This window comes from Clostridium amylolyticum, assembly GCF_900142075.1.
In the GTDB taxonomy this organism is placed as follows: domain Bacteria; phylum Bacillota; class Clostridia; order Clostridiales; family Clostridiaceae; genus Clostridium_AA; species Clostridium_AA amylolyticum.
Window position 1 is genome coordinate 406,440 of the sequence record NZ_FQZO01000002.1, and the last position, 18,821, is coordinate 425,260.

Here is an 18,821-nt window from a genome sequence, read left to right on the forward strand (position 1 = left end):
ATTTAATTTTGTAAACGCTGTCAACAATATTTTTCCCTTTTTATAGATTTTATTTCAGGTAATTTTTAGAAAAAAAGGGTGCCAGGCACTTGTCATGTGCCTGGCACCTCTACTTCTCTATTTATCCGCAGGAAAAACTAAACCTATTTGTCTCCTTACTTCATCCATTATTTCCATCACTGATAAAGATGTATCAAAAGTATTTATTTCTGATTCAGTTTTTTCTTCTTTTATTAGGTCTATAAACTCTTGAAGTTCATAGCACATATCCTCATCATGCTGTTGCAGGGATATATCCTCTTCTTTTCCATTTTTATATTTTATCTTTATGCTATTAAAACTATTGATTTTTTCTATTATAATACTGCCACTTTCCCCTTGAATTTCAGAGGGTAAATAAGAATCGCAGATTTTTGAATACATTACTACTCCATCCATATCTTCATATTTAAATAATGCTGATCCTTCTCCATCCACTCCAGAATCTAGCATCAATGCATTGGCCTTTACTTCTTTAGGCTTTCCAAAAAGCGCTACCATGGGATAGATGCAGTAAACGCCTATATCCATTAATGCTCCATTGGATAACTCAGGGTTAAAGGCATTAAGAACTATTCCTTCTTTATACTTATCATACCTAGAAGAATACTGACAGTAGCTTCCAAAGTATCTTCTCACCTTTCCTATTTTATGAAGATTTTCTTTTATCACCTTAAAATTAGGTAATATAGTAGTTTTCATAGCTTCCATTAAAAGCACGCCATTATTCTTAGCTGCTTCTATCATTTCCTTAGCTTCCTTTCCATTGGATGCAAAAGCTTTTTCAGATAATACATTCTTTTTGTGGTTTAAAAACAATATGGCTTGACTGCTATGTAGAGCATTAGGTGAAGCTATATAAACTGCATCTATTAAATCACTTTTTGCCATTTCTTCTAGATTGGTGAATGTATTTTTTACACCATATTTTTCTGAAAACTCCTTTGCTTTATCAAGACTCCTAGAGTAAACAGCAGTTAATTCAAACTCCTTTACTTCTTTAGCCCCACTTAAAAATCTATGAGTTATTGCATTTGTTCCTATAATACCAAATCGTATAGTTTTATGCTCCATGCTTTTTCTCCTTTATATAATTATAAAATTTGAATCTATCCTATTAAGCATCTCTTATTATTCTGATTATATAATTTCACCACAGTATAGTCTAGAAAATAATATATGATAAAACAGAATAAGAAAAATCAAAAATCTATTATTATCGTTGACATGGTTTTCATATAAGAATATAATAGAATTTCTTCTTAAAAATACCATATAAAATTTATACTTCTAATTAAGGTGGGTGATTGTATGATTGAAGTTAAAAATTTAAGTAAAAGTTTTAAGGTAGCGGAAAGAAATGGGGGCATAGGATCAGCAGTAAAATCTTTATTTAACCCTAAATATAAAAGGGTACAAGCCTTACAAGATATATCCTTTAATATATCTCCTGGAGAAATCGTAGGATATATAGGCCCTAATGGAGCTGGGAAATCCACCACCATAAAAATTATCAGCGGTATTCTCGTACCAGACAGCGGCACCTGTAATATTCTTGGGTATACTCCTTGGAAAGACAGGATTCATCATGTTAAAAACATAGGAGTAGTATTTGGCCAAAGATCTCAGCTTTGGTGGGACGTGCCTGTAATAGACTCCTTTAACCTACTAAAAGATATTTATTCAATTACAGAAGATAACTATAAAAATAATCTAGAATTATTAACAGATACTTTAGAGTTATCCACATTACTTTACACACCTGTGCGTCAATTAAGCCTTGGTCAGAGGATGCGGTGTGAAATAGCAGCTTCCTTACTGCATGATCCTAAAATATTATTTTTAGATGAACCAACCATTGGATTAGATGCAGTTTCAAAAATAGCGGTGAGAAATTTTATAAAAACCATAAATAAAGAAAAGAAAATCACAGTAATCTTAACTACTCACGACATGAATGATATAGAAGCATTAGCTGAAAGAATTATACTTATCGGTAAAGGTAAAATACTGTTAGACGGTAGCTTAAGTGATTTGAAAAATAGATTCAATAATAATAAAACCTTAACCGTAGACTTTCAAGAAAGTAACCAGGCTATAGATATACCAGGCACTAGTGTGCTTTCCAGATCTAAGGAAAGCGCTTTGTTATGTGTAGATTTAGAAAAGATTAAAGTTTCAGAAGTAATAGGAAGATTATCAGAAAAATTTGACATTAATGATGTTTCTGTAAATCATAGACCTATAGAAGAAATCATAGTGGAATTATATAAGGAGTATGAGATATGAGAGCCTATTATTCCTTATTTAAAATGAGGTTATATAAAGGGCTTCAATATAAGGCTGCAGCCCTAGCAGGGATTTTCACCCAATTCTTTTGGGGATTTATGCAGATAATGATTTTTGAAGCCTTTTATAAAAGTACCTCTACAGTACAACCCATATCCCTTCACGAATTAATCCAAGTTATATGGCTTCAGCAGAGCTTTTTAGTATTTATAATGCTGTGGTTTAGAGATAGTGAACTCTTTAACCTTATAACCAGCGGAAATATTGCCTATGAGCTATGCCGCCCCACAGACTTATATAATTTCTGGTATGCAAAGCTTATAGCTCAAAGATTATCTGGAGCTTTACTTAGGTGTTTTCCTATTCTACTAATAGCTATTTTGTTACCTTATCCTTATAAACTCAATGCTCCACCTAGTTTTATAGCCTTTATACTGTTTTTTGTAACTCTCGTATTAGGTTTAATACTTATAGTAGCAATTTCCATGCTTATTTATATTTCCGTTTTTTACACCCTTTCCCCTACTGGATCCTTATTAGTTTTCGGAGTATTTGGAGAGTTCTTTTCCGGTTTAATTATACCTATACCACTAATGCCAGAAGCACTTAAGAAAGCAATGTACTTTTTGCCATTTCGTTATACCTCAGATCTTCCTTTTAGGATATATGCGGGAAATATAGGCGTTAAGGAAGGCAGCTTAAGTATATTGGTTCAAATTTTATGGATAGTCCTTTTAGTTATTATAGGTAAATTATCCATGAAAAAAGCTTTAAAACATGTAGTGGTGCAAGGAGGTTAACAATTATGAAATTGTATTTTAAATACATGTCCATACTTTTAAAAAGTCAGATGGAATATAGAACCTCTTTTATTCTACTTTCCATAGGTCAATTCTTCGTACCTTTTTTATCTTTTGTAGGGATATTTTTATTCTTTCAAAGATTTGCAAACGTAGGGGGATGGACCCTTTATGAAGTGGCTTTATGTTACTCGGTTATACATATGGCCTTTTCCTTAAGCGAATGCTTTGCCAGAGGCTTTGATTCTTTTTCTTCCCTAGTGATAAACGGAGATTTTGACAGAATATTGGTAAGACCTAGAGGAACTATTATTCAAGTGCTGGGGTCTAAATTTGAATTTACCCGTATAGGAAGGCTTGTTCAAAGCATTATGGTACTAGTTTTTTCTTTATATCATTTAGATATAACATGGAATCTTTATAAAATTATAACTTTAGCCTTAATGGTGCTAAGCGGAATAGTTATATTCTCAGGAATCTATATGCTAGGAGCTTCCCTTTGCTTTTGGACAATAGAAGGCTTAGAGGTAGTGAACATATTTACCGACGGCGGCAGAGAGATGTCCCAATACCCCCTAAGCATATATAAAGATTGGGTAAAAAAATTTTTCACCTTTGTTATTCCCTTTGGAACTGTAAATTATCTACCTTTAATGTTTATCTTAGATAAAGTCCAAGGTAATAAAATTATATATATGATAACCCCTGTTATAGGAATGCTATTCATTATTCCATGCATCTTAATATGGAATATAGGAGTTAAGCATTACAAATCTACTGGCTCATAGTAAATTAAAAAGTCCTAATGAGAGTGCCAGGCACGTGACATAATTCTATCATGTGTCTGGCACTTGATTAATTGACTATTATATCTTTAAATCCTTTGCCTTATATCTAAAAAATGTGAATAAAGTTGCTACAAATATTATGGTTAACGATATTATTATATAGCTTGACTCAATATTTCCATGAGCTTTTAACACATTGCTAGGCATAACATATTCCACTGGGGATAGATATCTCATCCAATGAAGCTTATCTATTATACTTGAAAAAATCCCCAACATGTAGGTTATAAAGAAAAGTCCTAAAGCTGTAGGGGTGGCTAAGCTCACCTTTGGTAGTATGGCAGATAAGGCAAATCCCAAAGTCCAAAATACTAATTGAGCTAATAACATCCCTTTATACATATAAGTAAGCTGCATAAAATATTCATATGCTGAAGGCTTAAACATCTCAAAAAAAATCACTGTTACTAAAAATAATATTATATTAAAAATATATAGTATGGTAAATGTAGACAGCATCTTCACTGATACTATTTTAGTCCTTGAAATAGGTTGAGCATATAAGAATTCTATGGTCCCTTCACTTTCCTCCTTTATTAAGGAGTTTGCTCCTAAGATAGCAGCATAAATGCAGTTACCAATTAGTATATATTGTGCTGTATAGGCAAAGTACTGAAGCAGATCTGAAAAGTCTACCGCCTCACTCAGTCCAAAGGATTTTCTCATACTTTCAGGTATGGCATCCATTTTTGTTCTTATTATTTCACTCATTCCACTACTGGACATAGAAGGAAACATAGCCATAAACAAGCTTATTATACCTACCATTACTATGATCCATGTTAATAAGCTTTTAAACATATTTTTAATTTCTACTTTATACATATTCATGCTATTTTTCCTCCATATCATAATAGGTCATAAAAGTATCCTCTAACGAAAGGTCTTCTATTCTTAAATCTTCCATATTAATACTACTTAGTTCTTTAATTAAAATATTAATATCTCCGTTAAATAAAAAAGTAACTTTATTATCTTCTTTAGCTATATTAGAAATATGCTCCCCTATTAATAAATCTTTCAAGTCGGCTTTACTAGTTATTTTAACCTTCACCATATGTGATCCTAGGAGTTCTTCTACTTTTTTTACTTCTATAATGCTACCCTCTCTTATAATAGCAACCTTATGACAAAATCTTTGAACCTCTATTAAATTATGGGAAGAAAAGAAGATGGTTGTACCCTTTTTATTTTCCTCTACCAATAAATCAAATAATTTTTTCTGCATTAAAGGATCTAAACCATTGGTGGGTTCATCTAATATTAAGAGTTTAGGTTCATTTATTAGAGCTTGAATAATGGCAATCTTCTTTTTATTACCTAAAGAAAGTTCCCCCACTAATTTATTTTTTTCTACTTCAAAAGTTTCACAAAGATATTCTAATCTTTCACTAGATCTTTGATTTTTAAAAGTCTGAGCATAATTTAAAATATCTATAACCTTCATATTTCTATAGTAATTTACCTCACTAGGTACATATCCAAGCTGTTCCTTTATAAGTTTGCTTTCTTTTACACAGTCCATACCAAATATTTTGGCTCCACCGGTGGTAGGATAAATAAAGTTTAATAAAAGCCTTATGGTAGTTGATTTACCTGCTCCATTAGGTCCAATAAATCCATAAAACTCCCCTTCCTCCACATTTAAGTTTATATTTTTAACCCCTCTGCTTTTTCCATAATTTTTTGTTAAATTGTTAGTTTCAATAGCAAACATTAAACTCTCTCCCTTCTGAAAGAAAACCATTGACTAGTTGGTCAATATAATTATACATCCTCCTTGACTGGTTAGTCAATATCTATTTTTTGTAATTATGTTAGATTTTAATTGACACTAAAAATTAAAAACTCCAAGTATCATCCTCTTAAACCTTGGGAATAGTATAATAATATCCGTATATTCATAAGACTATTCCATTTAAGAAGAAATATTTAGGCAAGAAATAACATAACAATATCCTTATATTGCGGTTATTTCCTGAAAAAAACCATTGATTTTTTTCAAAAAAATATTAAAATAATAATGTAATTTTCTGTTATTAAATGTTAATAATTGTTAATAATATGATGCTTTTTTATAAAATGAAAGAGAGATGATAATAATGAAAAAATTTGAACTTCCATTTAATTTTGATATAGAGCTGTTAAATTTCTTGGATGATAATATTGATAAAAACTGGATTGAATTTTTATTCTTATCTCTTTTTAAAGATGATAGCATTAATGCTAGAAGTCATGTAGAAAATGTAGAAATAAACGGTTGGACATATAGAGTTCCAGAAACTAGAGCAGAATATACAAAGTATATAGAAGAAATACAAAAAAGAGGATACAGCCCGGCCGTCCTGCTACAGCATACCACGCCACCTTCAAAGGAAATTTTAGATTACTATTTTAAATTAGGCATTAAAGATTTTATTGTAAATAATGACTCTCTTGCTTGGGAGATAAAAAATAAAAATTCTAATTATAATGTAGTGGCATCTATAACTAAAACACTTAGTGCCAGCAATATAGCAGAGAAGGATTATTCCATGTACGATAAAATTGTGCTTCATTTCCCTTTTAACAGGGCTCTTAGCAGACTAAAGGAACTGCCTAAGAAATACAATTATGTAATATTGGCAAACTCCTACTGTACCTATAGTTGTGGGGAGGCTAGAAATCACTGGTTCAGCAAACCAGAAGAAGCTTCAAAGGTTAACTGTACCAAGCACCTTAATAAGGATAAACTGGTATATATTCCACCAGAGTATATACATCTTTTCGAACCTTATGCAGCTAACTTCAAGCTTCAAGGAAGAGAGTATCCTACTTCAGTACTTGCCAATGAAATATATTGCTATTATAAAAAACTTCATAATCCTTCTGCAGGTGCTATATACAATAGAGTTAGTCCATTTAATCAGCAGGAATATTTCAATACCGCAAAGGACTTAAGCTTTGTTATAAATGATAATTTTACTCCTGAAAATCCACCTTTCCCAAATCCTCCCAAGGGTATAGGAAACTTTAAAACTTCTGCATAGAATATATATTTTAAATCAAAAGGAAAGGTAAATAATATCTCATCATTATTATATAAGCCATAAAACTTTTATAATAAGCTGATGGAGGCAATTATTTATACCTTTCCTTGTTTAATTCATTTCTACTTTATAATATAAAAATACGCTAAAACCAGTATTCCAAGTATTATTCTGTAATATCCAAACACCTTAAAATCGTGCTTCTTAATATAGTCCATAAGAAATTTGATAACAAATATAGATACTACAAATGCAACTAAGGATCCTGTTCCTAAAGCTAGCCATTCTGTACCACTAAATACCATACCTGATTTTAAAAGCTTGTATCCACTTGCCCCTAGCATAACAGGTATAGCTAAGAAAAATGAAAATTCAGCAGCTATGTATCTTGAGGTACCTAATAAAACAGCACCTATTATAGTAGCTCCAGATCTAGAGGTTCCTGGAATCAAAGCCAGCATTTGAAATAAACCTATAAGTACAGCAGTTTTATAACTTAAACCATCAAAGTTATTGATTTTAGGTCGTCTGTTCCTATTCTCTATAATAATAAATATAATTCCATATATTATAAGAGTGAGCGCTACAGTAGTAGGGTTATATAACAATTCTTCTATTTTATCATCAAATAAAAATCCTATTACTCCTGCTGGCACTGTGGCAACTATTATTTTTATCCAAAGACTTAAGGTTTCCTTTTTCTCGTATCCTGTTTTACCAGGATCAAAAGGATTTAACTTGCTAAAAAACAGTACTACTACCGCAAGTATTGAACCTAGCTGTATAACCACAAAAAAAGTACTTACAAAAGTTTGAGATAGATTAAACTTAATAAAATCCTCCACTAATATAAGGTGTCCAGTACTACTAACTGGGAGCCATTCAGTAATTCCCTGTACTATTCCCAGTAAAATCGCCTTTAATATTTCAACAAAATCCATATGTTTACCTCCTATTGGTAAGTCAAACTACCTGTGCATCCTTACTAAAAATTTAAGTTTTTGTTTCTTATTTAAATCTGTTGAATCAAATGATTCTCACCATCTATTGTATTATTTTTTCAAACATTTTGCACCTTATTTTTTATACTTTTAAGTTTATAGTATATTAAGAAAATCTTTTACTAAGGATTTTATTTTACCTATACTTTTAACACCAATAATTAGGTATATGCTCCCCTACCTTTATGGACTTATGATTTTCATTGATTTATCTACTTATTGAGTTTAAGCTTTTTATTTCCTTATCTGCTTCTCTTATTGAACATCAATATAGTACTTATTATTAAAGTCCATAATATAGTATTAGAAATAACTACATATCCACTAAAAGTAAGAGCTATAAAAATAAATATAGTTGTAAGTGAGAGTCCTAAAATTCTGTTTCTATTAATAAGCTCTTTTTTAGTTAACGGCATAGCAGGATTAATAATAGGAGCCTGATGCCAAATAGCAAAAAATACTACTATACTCAATATTACTTTGGACATAAAAGGCAAACTTACATATAGACTTAGATAAGTGATACTCGCTAATATTATTAACATAGCTATAAAGCACTTTAACTGGGTGTCCTCATGGTATCCTCCTATATATGGCTTTATAGCACACATGGTTATAATTGCTACAATAGCCTGAATTGGATAACCAATCAGGCTAAATATTATTATTGAACCAATTATCTTCAAAGTTTCAAAAATAAGTACTCTCAGCGCATATTCCACTTGTTCTTCTTGGTCTTTTGTATACTGATTTGCCTTAGAAATATTTTCAGAAATTAATTTAGTAAATTTTCTCAAACAAACCCCTCCAATATCCTTTAAAGCATAGGATTTAATGCACTTTATTTGGAATTTCTATTTTAAACTGTGTCCAATCCTTATTACTATCAACAAAGATTTTTCCATTGCATTTATTTATAATTTCTTTTACTATATTAAGTCCATATCCTCTGTCACCGGTTATATTTTCTTTTGTACTAAAACCTGGATTAAACATGTTATTAATTACACTTGGAGGAATTTCAGGACCATTATTCATTATAGTAATAGTAATACCATCATAGCTATTATAGCTCTTAAATTTAATTATTTTATTTTCATTAGTGTTAAGAGCTTCAATGGAATTTTTTATTATATTGGATAAAAGCTTTAATAAATCATTATCCGAAATATTTAAATTTTCATAGTCTCCATCATCATTTACAATAACATCTATCCCCTTAGAAACTGCCATATCTAATATAGAAGAAACCATAGGTGTTGCTCCAATGGTAACTTTTACAGCTGTATTTAAACCCTGATATCGGTTTACAATATCTTTTAGCATGCCACCAATTTTATCCACTTTACCCATTTGATAAAGCCCATAAAGACTGCTTATTTCACTTCCATAATCATGCTTTATCTTCTTTAGTTCCACCATTTTTTCATTTAAAGCAGCATTTAACATCTCCACTTCTCTAGCTTTGTCCCTTATTTTTGCAAAGTATAGTATTGTAAATATAAAAGTTATGAAAGCTACTGTATAAAAGGTGTTTTTATAGGAAAACTCCATACCTTCTGTATGCCAATAGGATCGAAAGGTATCACCTAGAATCAATACATAATTTAGTAATAGTACAGGTGTGAGAGACAATTTATAACTTTTTATAGTAATAATTAAATTAAATAAATACTTTCTAATCATATATATATATAAGTAACATATAAAAGCCGGAACATAAATAAATAAAACTATATATACATCTGTGGAAAATCCAAAACTAGTATTTATAGCTACATTTTTGTAAATTGTCATTATAAAATATGATATCATAGTAAAAAATATATGGGTTAATCCGAATCCAAGCAACCCATCTACCATAGATTTTCTATAAAATAAAATTATGGTAGTCAAAGCAATGACTATCATAATAACATTTGCGTAGGGAGTATTTATGTCCATATAAGAAAAGATAAATGAGTTTATAAAAAGAATTAAGATTAAAATAACCTCTTTAAGCTTATTAATCTTATTTTCTTTAGATGCTATATTGTTGCAAACCCATACAAATAAAACTGATTGAATAATTGTAGAAATTAAATCAAATATTTTTACTAGCACTAGAATCTTTCCCTTCTATAGTCAAGTGGCTCTTAGATTCTGCTAAAGTTTAATTACAAAAAATCTCTCTATTTGAATCTTAAAGAACTTATCAAAAATCTTAGCCACCCTTAAGCCCCGCTTTTAATAAATTCAGGGATATAAAACCCAGAACTTATGTGAATTAACTTCTCACTATACCATGGGAGCTTTAGGGTGGTTGCCATAGAATCAAGTGGCTCTAAGCTTCAGATGGAGTTTGCTTAAAAGGAATACTTACTCCAACTGAAGCTTAGGAGAACTTATCCAGGAGCTTAGCGCCCCTTATTCCATCACTTAAAGAAGTGAGGTATTAGAGGCTGGTTAGCTATGGGATAAATGTTAAATAAAAAATAAAGCTTGTCCTTCTTTTTCACTTAAATTATTCTTAAGTATATACTTTACTATCTCTTGTTTTTAATAGACTCAGGGATTTCTTCTACTCCTATCCCTGCATAGGATGCAGGACCTACCACTGCAATTAAAGCTGCCATACCTAAAAGAACTTTTCCTGCTAACTTATACACCTTTTTCATTGCTGATCCTCCTCTATATTATAGTTATTGTATATTATATCCATTATATAATAACCTTCATAAATTTAAAATATGTTTATAGAAAAAAAAGATGCCAAGCACTTGATAAGTGACAAAATCTGCCTAAAAAAGGCGACTTTTGTCGCTTATAATATAACTCATATTACTATGTGTGTAAATGTATTATTAGTGAAATAGCAGTATCAGCCACTTGACAAGTGACAAAAGCTGCCCATTTGGCAGCTTTTACTTGGAAAAATCATAAAGATATTCAATGTATTACTTTTTGGATCCTCCAACTAATATCTTATTAATTGGACTAATTGGAGTGAGAAGATTTGTAATCTTATCATAAGGAATTTCTATCTTAAATAAGCCATAGTAATAAGGTGTATAATCATAAACTTGATAATAAATCACCAATGCATCTGGAGTAAGATAATACTGCTGGTTTGGCACTATACCATTATATTCATTTATAAGCACAATATCGTTTTTCTTAATATAGTTCTTAGCTATCTCATTTAGAAAACTTATATAATTCATCTTTGAGTTAAATAAATCACTAAAACTATATACTTCGCCGGTTTCCACATTTAAGGTTAGAGAAGAATAAGCTGTAAATCCATGAGCTGCTTTTTTTACATAAGTGTACATGCTAAACAAGATACTTAAAACACCATTTTTATTTAAAACAACTTCATAAGTGCCCATTACATCGTTGAAATCCAATTTTTCCGGCAATAAGACTTGGCTTCTAAATAGTTTATCTACCTCATCTATAATGTAATTATTAATCTTCTCTATGGTTTTATCCTTTTGAATATTTGGAATAAAAGGATAAACTATAGAGAAGTTACTTGGACTTAATTTCTGTTCACTTAGTTCTATAGAAGCTGAAAAGACATCCTTTCTAGAAAAGTAATTTTCATCATGATATTTTCTCACATAAGAACAATTCCCAGAACAAGGGCATCCATAACATAAATAACCATTTCCATTGTAATTATTATAAAAAACCATTTCTCGTCCCTTCACTAAAATACTTATACTATATTGTATTAACCTGTACTAGTCATGTGACCTATAACTTCATTACGGAAGATCAGCTTACTTACTGAAGAAGGTACCACATTAATATATTGCGCTGTTTTCCTTTATAGTCTTTTACATCTTTGAAAACTTTTTTAACAAATTCACATAACCTCTAAAATATTAATATATAAATATTTAACATTTCTCTAAATATTATTCATATAAATATTATTGTTATGAGTTTATCACTTGTCACGTGACTGGCACCGTATTATGCTATAATAAAACAAAGAAATCAAGGAGGGGTATTAAATGAATCCAACAACAATTATTGTACTAGCAGTAGTCATAATATTATTACTTATTACCATATCTAGCTATAACAAGCTCGTTAGATTAAAAAACAGGGTAGAAAATCAATGGTCACAAATCAGTATTCAATTAAAAAGAAGAGCTGATTTAATCCCAAACTTAGTAGAAGTGGTAAAAGGGTATGCCAAACATGAAAGAGAAGCCTTTAAAGAAGTTATAGAAGCTAGAAACACTTACTTAAATGCTACCTCTGTGGATGAAGCTGCAAAATCAGAGAGTTTAATGCAAGGCGCTTTAAAACAAGTATTTGCTCTAGCTGAAAACTATCCTGAACTAAAGGCTAATACAAACTTCTTAGATTTACAAAGTCAGCTGAAAGACATAGAGGACAAGATTGCTTATGCAAGACAGTTCTATAATGACACAGTTAACATTTATAATGATGCTGTAGATATGTTCCCAAGTAACATTTTTGCTAATATATTTAATTTTAAGCAAGCAAACTTATTTGAACTTACTAACCCACAAGATGCAGAAAATATTAAAATTCAATTTTAGATAAAACCACTCAGCACATTGATTCATAAGAAAGGAGTGGAAAGGATGAAAAAGCTTATAAAAGCATTAATCACTGCCTTAGTATTTATATTTATGTTTTCTGTGAACGTCTTTGCTGCGGATAAATCTTTTTCAGTAGATGGATTAAACATTGAAGCTACCTTAAGAGATGATGCTTCTTTAGATATAGTAGAAGACTTGAATTATAAGTTTACCGGAGACTTTAACGGAGTTACTAGAGATTTAAGGTTGAAAGGCGCTCAGGGTTATGAAATAAAAAAAGTCTTAATAAAAGAATCTAGTGGAGACTTCAAAGAAATCCCTCAGGGGGAAAACAATAATCAATACACTATTATAAATAACGGTAGCAATGGTATAACCATAAAAATATTTTCTAAAAGCAAGAATGAGAAAAAGATCTTTAGAATTATTTATAATATAAAGGGGGCAGCTACTCTTTATGACGATACTGGTGAATTAAGTTGGAATTTTTATTCTAATGATAATAAAATCTCTGTAAATAATATTAGCCTTAAGATTCTTCTTCCTTCTGAAGATTTAACAGATGTTAAGTTTTGGGGTCATGGACCACTATACGGAAAGAGTGAAAAGATAGATAATAAACATCTTTTGTTTACCACACCAAATTTGCATAATGGTGCTTTTATTGAAGCTAGAGTGATTTTCTCTAGAGAATTTATATCCAAATCCACCAATGTGGTAAAAGAAAACAGGAGAGACTTAATATTAGCTGAAGAGAAAGATAGAGCTGATAGATCAAATAAAGAAAGAGAAGACGCTAGAAAAATAGCTGCTAAGAATGAAGAAAATGCTCGTAGGGTTAGAAAAATGCTTCCTGTATTTTTTGGAGCAATAGCTTTAGGTATAATCACCATCTTAGGCTTCATAATAAATAGTAATAAAAAATATAAACAAGCCTTAAATGCCTATAGAAGTCAATATCCTTTATTTCAAGGAAAATATTATAGGGAATTACCCAGTGATTATCCACCTGCCTTTGCAGCAGAAATTATATATTCTGACCTAGATGATAATACAAGCATAATTAGCGCTACTATTATGGACATGGTTAGGAGAAAAATAATTACTGTGGTGGAGAGTGAAGAAGTTACAGGAATTATAAGAAAAACCACTAAAAAAGATTATGGCTTTAAAGTAGATTTTGATAAATTAGAAAAGAGCGGATACAGTTTTGAAAAAGAGCTAGTAAGATGGCTTTTGAAGTATTCTAGCGATAAAAGCATCATCTCCTTTAAAGAAATAAAGAAAAAAACTAAATCTGAATCCAAAGCCAGGGACTTTAAAGATGAATTTGAGTCTTGGACTAGTGTTATAGAGGAAGAGATACATCATAAACTGGATCCTTACACCTTAATTCCTGAATATAAAGGTTCTAGGGGACCAGTATTAAAAAATGAGTATGAAGATCATAGATTAAAATGGTTAGCACTAAAGAATTTCTTAAATGATTTTAGTAAGCTAAATGTGGCAGAGATTCCAAGTATTCAGCTTTGGGAACACTTCTTGGTTTATGGGATAATGTTAGGAGTTTCAGAAAAGGTAATAAATGAAATGAAACTTCATATAAGACCAGAAGATTTAACTAATGACCACATATTGTTAAGGTATATGATTATGGATTCTTATTTCTCTACCAACCTTAATACCACGGAAGAAATCTTAACTAAAACCATGGACATAGCTAATTCTTCTAACACTGACAGTTCCGGATCCATAGGAGGCGGATTTAGCGGAGGCGGCTCCATCGGTGGAGGTGGCGGCGGAAGCGGTGCATTTTAAGTTTTAAAAGGTAAGCTTATAAGTAAAGCTTACCTTTTAAAATACAAAAATCCTATATTGAAAATTCCATTCAAGAATATTGCGATTTTATCAATTTAATATTAAATTCAAAAACCCCTTAAAGAAAATTCTTTAAGGGGTTAAAATATTCATTATCTAGTAATAACTATATTTTCTGCTTGAAGACCTTTTTGTCCTTGAGCTACGTCATAAGAAACCTTTTGACCTTCTTCAAGTGTTTTGTATCCATCTGATTGTATTTGAGAGAAATGTGCGAAAACATCTTTTCCATCTTCTCCTGTAATAAAACCAAATCCTTTTTCTCCATTAAACCATTTAACTGTACCGTTCATCTACGTGTACCTCCGAAATTTTATTTTCTTAAACTCTTTGTAACAATTTGCAACAAAATTTCTTTGATCATACAGTACGTTTTAATAGCACTTACAAAAAATATATTGTTCAATTATCTACGTTTCATTTAAGCAATGAATTAACTATATCACTATTTATAATATAATGCAAGTACTATTTACTATATATTGTATGAACATTTTTATTATACTCATAATTTTACTTTTTATTCTATAAATTTTAACAGCATAATAAATAATAATTATTAATTGATAATTATATCCTTATTAGTTATAATGAATTAACAGGATAATTTTATAAGTTTCATTGTAAAAACAGGAGGTAAATATTATGAAAGTTGAAATTTGGTCTGATTTTGTATGTCCATTTTGTTATATAGGAAAACGTAGATTTGAAAATGCACTAAATCAATTCCCTCACAAAGAAAAAGTAGAAATAAATTTTAAAAGCTTCCAGCTTGATCCTAATGCAAAAATGCAATATGACGAGGACATACATGGAATTATTGCCGGTAAATACGGTGTATCCCGTGAAGAAGCTAAAAAAATGAATGATAGTATTGTTCAACAAGCAAAAGATATCGGCCTTGACTATCACTTCGATACAATGCAACCAACTAATACCTTGGATGCACATAGGCTATATCACTATGCAAAGAGTGAAGGTAAGATGAATGAGATTTCTGAAAGGCTTATGAAAGCTTACTTTATAGATTCATTAAAGATAAGTGATCATGAAACTCTAGCTAAGCTTGCAGGGGAAGTTGGACTTGATGAAGAAAAAACTCTTTCCGTGTTATCTGGAGATGAATTTACCATAGAAGTGAGTAAAGAGCAACAGGAAGCAGCTGAATTAGGAATAAGCGGAGTTCCATTTTTTGTATTTAACAACAAATACGCAGTTTCAGGAGCACAGCCATCTTCTGCATTTTTAGAGGTTTTAAATAAAGTATTTGATGAAGAAGCTCCTTTAGATAGCCCAGAATCTTCAGGTACAAATTCTGAAAGGAATCCAAGTAGCGGCCACTGTGAAAATGGAGTATGCAGTTTATAATATTCTTAATTCTAAATAACACTTTCCGTCATGAAAAAATATAATAATGTGTTTGATTCATATTTATATTATTTTACTAATATAAATTTAATTAAGATAGAGCGTAATATTTAGAGTTTTAACATTATTTATTAAGGACTAGGTGAGTTATGAAATATATTTGGATTATATTAGGTTTTTTATCCTTTGGTATTGGGGCTGTAGGAGTGATTATTCCTATTCTTCCTACAGCTCCTTTTTTGTTGCTATCTTCATTTTGCTTTGCAAAAGGCTCAAGCAAATTTCATAATTGGTTTTTAACTACTAAGTTGTATAAAAAACATTTACATGACTTTGTACAATCAAAAGCAATGACCTTAAAAACAAAAATATCATTACTCTCCTTTGCCTCATTTATGCTATTGGTCAGCTTTTTTATACTGAATAATATTTATGGAAGAATTTTTATTATAATTATTATAATAATAAAATACTATTATTTTATTTTTAAAATAAAAACAATTTAATCTCCTTTATTTCAATTAGTCACTTGTCACGTGCCTGGCACCATTATCTCCATTATCTTATAATTAGCCCCATCAATCTTGTTAAGTCTAAGCCCTGCATTGCAGTCACTGTAGCACCCTGTAAATTTTCTATCTCTATATCAATACCTGCAATATCACAACTGGTAAGATCCATTTTTGATAGGGGCGTTTTGTTGAAAAATGAATTACTTAAATCTGTGTCCTTAAAGCACAATTTATCCTTTTTTACTTCTTGAAATATAGATCCTTCCAAGTCAGACTCTACTATGTTTACAAGCTTCAATTTTGAAAAAGAAAAGTTTGAATACTTAGCTAAAACATTTTGGAATAGTACATCCTTTATACTACTTTCATCAAACCTTGCCCCCATAAGCTTACAATTAATAAACTCTGTTCTATGCACACTTCCCTCTCGAAAAGAAGCATTAGATAAATCACAGTTTTCAAATCTAGTATCTATTAAATCAACTTTAGAAAAATCGCAATTTTCAAAGACAACCTTCCTAAAAATACAGGAATCTATGGTGAAACCTATATGAACCCCCTCACTTATTGTAATATTTTCTATAACCTTATTTTGTATTTTCTCACATTCCTTAAAATATTCATTTGCGTCATCTATCTCTTCTAATTCATCAATAAACTTTGGCTTTTGTATCTTTAATATTTTACTCATAATTTGCACCTCTCTATAATCAATAAGGAATAACTAATATTTCCATATACTATTTTAACACAATATTTCTAGCAGAAGTGGCCTGCTTATGACAAACCATCTTTAGCATTTTTATTTTAACCAAGTAATTAATTAGACTTTTGCCCTTTCCACCATTTTAAACACCTTACCCCTGCAGCTGCTACACCCATTACCCTTCAAATCTTCTATAATTTTAAAACTTTCAGAAACCCCTATCTTTATTATTTTTCCACATTGTTTACACTCATAATATCTAACTGTCACATTTAATTCTCCTGTATAAATTGCATCTTTATAATCTTCTTCTATTAAAGGTCTGCTTTCACTTGTAGTTTTAAGAATAATCATTTGTCCTGTATTTCCTATAATTGCAGCCCCCTCATAATTATTAAATGTAGGAATTATTTCTGAAACCATAAGACCCATTTCTATAAAACACTTTTGCATAGCAAGGTCACAATCTGGTGATTTGTGAGCGTATGAAAGAAAAATAGGGATACCATTTTCTTTCTTTAAAGCTTGTAAACCTCTGGAAACAAATAAATTCATTCCTTGAAGAGTATAAGGGGGGTCAGTAAAAAAGCAATCAAAGCTATTCTTAAGCTTATTAGCTATAGGCCTTCTAAAATCTATATGCTCACAACTAATAGGAAGTCCTTCTTTCTCCCCCCAGCTTTTAATGTAAGAAAGAATTCTCTCATCAATATCCATTACTAAGACTGACGTTTTACAATTTCTTATATCAGCGAACAGTTTTTTCAGCAAAAAGCTTATAGCAATGCTTACTAAATCATCGTCTCCTACACATAAAATTTTCTTACTTATTAATGCATGATTTATCAGGGCTAATACAGCTCTTTTTATAGCTGTATCCACGGTACACTTGGATTGATCTATAGTAACATCTGCCTGAGGTCTATTAATGAATATTTCATTTATTTCATCTTTTATTTCTATAATTTCTTTGTGGTCTTTCCATGGCTCTAATAACAGCTTTTTATATAATTCCTTATTTAACCCTTTAAACCCCAACTCATTTTCTATATAATCTCTACCCATTACTGTAAGTCTTACCCCTCTATCTTGAATCAATAGCCCGCACTTTATAAATTCTCTTTTTATTGCTGTTATTAAAGGGATAGGAAGAAAGTTATTTCTCGCCAGCTCTTTAGTAGATATTCCTTCTTTAAAATATACATCAACTAAAATTTTTTCTATAGAATTTTTACCTTCCTTTATATTAACATTTCTACTTACTTCTTCTATATAATCACAAAATAAAGTATCCTTATTTATTATTTTATTTTTTTCCTTATCTTTATAACTCAATTTTATTCCTCCATGTTTTAGCTTCATATTTTATCCGATAGCAAGCCATTTAGCATCTATATTTACTTTGTCTAATTTTTCTTATGCCTTGCTTGCTGTTTAATAGTTTTTACATAATATTAACCTTCAGAAAACTCCTATCTTTCATAAGATCAATACCAATTACTTGAAATCATACTAATCCACTAAAATTAAGTTAAAACATGAAAAGGCTATAGAGACACAAAGCCTCTACAGCCTTTAAGATTGCAGTATATACCTAAATAACAATGCCTAAAATCATATACTTAATTCTCTTAGAAGTGAAAAATAATGATTTATTATATATTGTTCTAATTAAAGTCTTTTAATTAAATCAAAACTATAACTACTCCAAATTAAGTAAAACCTGATTTTAGAAATAAAAAATACCGTGCAAAAGCCGGTGTATTAACATAGTATAATAGGGTTG

At 30.4% G+C, this 18,821-nt stretch carries 19 protein-coding genes; 8 read left to right on the forward strand and 11 right to left on the reverse strand.

Annotated elements, in window-relative coordinates; translation table 11 throughout:
• Nucleotides 1-117 precede the first annotated feature (117 nt).
• Nucleotides 118-1,113 (reverse strand): Gfo/Idh/MocA family protein, encoded by a 996-nt coding sequence (locus BUA82_RS06445; protein ID WP_073005798.1) that lies wholly within the window; start codon nucleotides 1,111-1,113, stop codon nucleotides 118-120.
• A 237-nt stretch (nucleotides 1,114-1,350) separates the two neighbouring features.
• On the opposite strand from BUA82_RS06445, the gene BUA82_RS06450 reads away from it, so the two are divergent.
• From BUA82_RS06450 to BUA82_RS06460, 3 genes are read left to right on the forward strand one after another with little or no spacing between them, the layout of a single operon-like run.
• The gene (locus BUA82_RS06450; RefSeq protein ID WP_073005801.1) at nucleotides 1,351-2,328 is read left to right on the forward strand and encodes an ABC transporter ATP-binding protein; all 978 of its coding nucleotides are present in this window, start codon (nucleotides 1,351-1,353) and stop codon (nucleotides 2,326-2,328) included.
• Nucleotides 2,325-3,128: an ABC transporter permease gene (locus tag BUA82_RS06455; RefSeq protein ID WP_073005804.1), complete on the forward strand. Its 804-nt coding sequence runs from the start codon at nucleotides 2,325-2,327 to the stop codon at nucleotides 3,126-3,128. Before BUA82_RS06450 ends, BUA82_RS06455 begins: the two co-directional genes overlap by 4 nt.
• Nucleotides 3,129-3,133: 5 nt before the next feature.
• Nucleotides 3,134-3,916 (forward strand): ABC transporter permease, encoded by a 783-nt coding sequence (locus tag BUA82_RS06460; RefSeq protein WP_073005806.1) that lies wholly within the window; start codon nucleotides 3,134-3,136, stop codon nucleotides 3,914-3,916.
• Between the two features lie 78 nt (nucleotides 3,917-3,994).
• Here the strand turns inward: BUA82_RS06460 and BUA82_RS06465 are convergent, their stop codons facing one another.
• Together BUA82_RS06465 and BUA82_RS06470 are read right to left on the reverse strand one after the other, a co-directional pair.
• Entirely contained in the window at nucleotides 3,995-4,807 is an 813-nt protein-coding gene (locus tag BUA82_RS06465; protein ID WP_073005808.1) for an ABC transporter permease subunit, read from the reverse strand.
• 1 nt (nucleotide 4,808) lies between these two features.
• Nucleotides 4,809-5,693: an ABC transporter ATP-binding protein gene (locus tag BUA82_RS06470; protein ID WP_073006223.1), complete on the reverse strand. Its 885-nt coding sequence runs from the start codon at nucleotides 5,691-5,693 to the stop codon at nucleotides 4,809-4,811.
• Between the two features lie 385 nt (nucleotides 5,694-6,078).
• Between BUA82_RS06470 and BUA82_RS06475 the strand changes: the two genes are divergently transcribed.
• Complete coding sequence (locus tag BUA82_RS06475) at nucleotides 6,079-7,005, forward strand: hypothetical protein (RefSeq protein WP_073005810.1); 927 nt, start codon at nucleotides 6,079-6,081, stop codon at nucleotides 7,003-7,005.
• A 122-nt stretch (nucleotides 7,006-7,127) separates the two neighbouring features.
• Here BUA82_RS06475 and BUA82_RS06480 read toward each other — a convergent pair whose 3' ends face one another.
• The 5 genes from BUA82_RS06480 to BUA82_RS06495 form a co-directional block, all read right to left on the reverse strand.
• A complete protein-coding gene (locus tag BUA82_RS06480) occupies nucleotides 7,128-7,946 on the reverse strand; it encodes an undecaprenyl-diphosphate phosphatase (protein WP_073005813.1) in 819 nt (272 codons plus the stop codon).
• A gap of 302 nt (nucleotides 7,947-8,248) precedes the next feature.
• On the reverse strand, nucleotides 8,249-8,803 hold the full coding sequence (locus BUA82_RS06485; RefSeq protein WP_073005815.1) for an accessory gene regulator B family protein: 555 nt from the start codon (nucleotides 8,801-8,803) through the stop codon (nucleotides 8,249-8,251).
• A gap of 34 nt (nucleotides 8,804-8,837) precedes the next feature.
• Nucleotides 8,838-10,109, reverse strand: a complete 1,272-nt coding sequence (locus tag BUA82_RS06490) for a sensor histidine kinase (RefSeq protein ID WP_073005817.1) — start codon at nucleotides 10,107-10,109, stop codon at nucleotides 8,838-8,840.
• Between the two features lie 422 nt (nucleotides 10,110-10,531).
• Nucleotides 10,532-10,663 (reverse strand): hypothetical protein, encoded by a 132-nt coding sequence (locus BUA82_RS21105; protein ID WP_278321564.1) that lies wholly within the window; start codon nucleotides 10,661-10,663, stop codon nucleotides 10,532-10,534.
• A 279-nt stretch (nucleotides 10,664-10,942) separates the two neighbouring features.
• On the reverse strand, nucleotides 10,943-11,686 hold the full coding sequence (locus BUA82_RS06495) for a DUF3298 and DUF4163 domain-containing protein (protein WP_083599812.1): 744 nt from the start codon (nucleotides 11,684-11,686) through the stop codon (nucleotides 10,943-10,945).
• Between the two features lie 324 nt (nucleotides 11,687-12,010).
• On the opposite strand from BUA82_RS06495, the gene BUA82_RS06500 reads away from it, so the two are divergent.
• Nucleotides 12,011-12,568, forward strand: a complete 558-nt coding sequence (locus tag BUA82_RS06500; RefSeq protein ID WP_073005820.1) for a LemA family protein — start codon at nucleotides 12,011-12,013, stop codon at nucleotides 12,566-12,568.
• A gap of 45 nt (nucleotides 12,569-12,613) precedes the next feature.
• Nucleotides 12,614-14,389 carry a DUF2207 domain-containing protein gene (locus BUA82_RS06505; protein ID WP_073005822.1) on the forward strand — a complete coding sequence of 592 codons (1,776 nt, stop codon included), beginning with the start codon at nucleotides 12,614-12,616 and terminating at the stop codon, nucleotides 14,387-14,389.
• A 152-nt stretch (nucleotides 14,390-14,541) separates the two neighbouring features.
• Here BUA82_RS06505 and BUA82_RS06510 read toward each other — a convergent pair whose 3' ends face one another.
• Nucleotides 14,542-14,742 (reverse strand): cold-shock protein, encoded by a 201-nt coding sequence (locus BUA82_RS06510; protein WP_073005824.1) that lies wholly within the window; start codon nucleotides 14,740-14,742, stop codon nucleotides 14,542-14,544.
• A gap of 352 nt (nucleotides 14,743-15,094) precedes the next feature.
• Here BUA82_RS06510 and BUA82_RS06515 point away from each other — a divergent pair, with 352 nt between their 5' ends.
• Nucleotides 15,095-15,817 carry a DsbA family oxidoreductase gene (locus BUA82_RS06515; protein WP_073005827.1) on the forward strand — a complete coding sequence of 241 codons (723 nt, stop codon included), beginning with the start codon at nucleotides 15,095-15,097 and terminating at the stop codon, nucleotides 15,815-15,817.
• Between the two features lie 149 nt (nucleotides 15,818-15,966).
• Nucleotides 15,967-16,323 carry a YbaN family protein gene (locus BUA82_RS06520; RefSeq protein ID WP_073005830.1) on the forward strand — a complete coding sequence of 119 codons (357 nt, stop codon included), beginning with the start codon at nucleotides 15,967-15,969 and terminating at the stop codon, nucleotides 16,321-16,323.
• Nucleotides 16,324-16,375: 52 nt separating this feature from the next.
• Here the strand turns inward: BUA82_RS06520 and BUA82_RS06525 are convergent, their stop codons facing one another.
• The gene (locus BUA82_RS06525) at nucleotides 16,376-17,020 is read right to left on the reverse strand and encodes a pentapeptide repeat-containing protein (protein WP_073005832.1); all 645 of its coding nucleotides are present in this window, start codon (nucleotides 17,018-17,020) and stop codon (nucleotides 16,376-16,378) included.
• 132 nt (nucleotides 17,021-17,152) lie between these two features.
• Entirely contained in the window at nucleotides 17,153-18,370 is a 1,218-nt protein-coding gene (locus BUA82_RS06530) for a bis-aminopropyl spermidine synthase family protein (RefSeq protein WP_242948930.1), read from the reverse strand.
• Nucleotides 18,371-18,821: the final 451 nt, after the last annotated feature.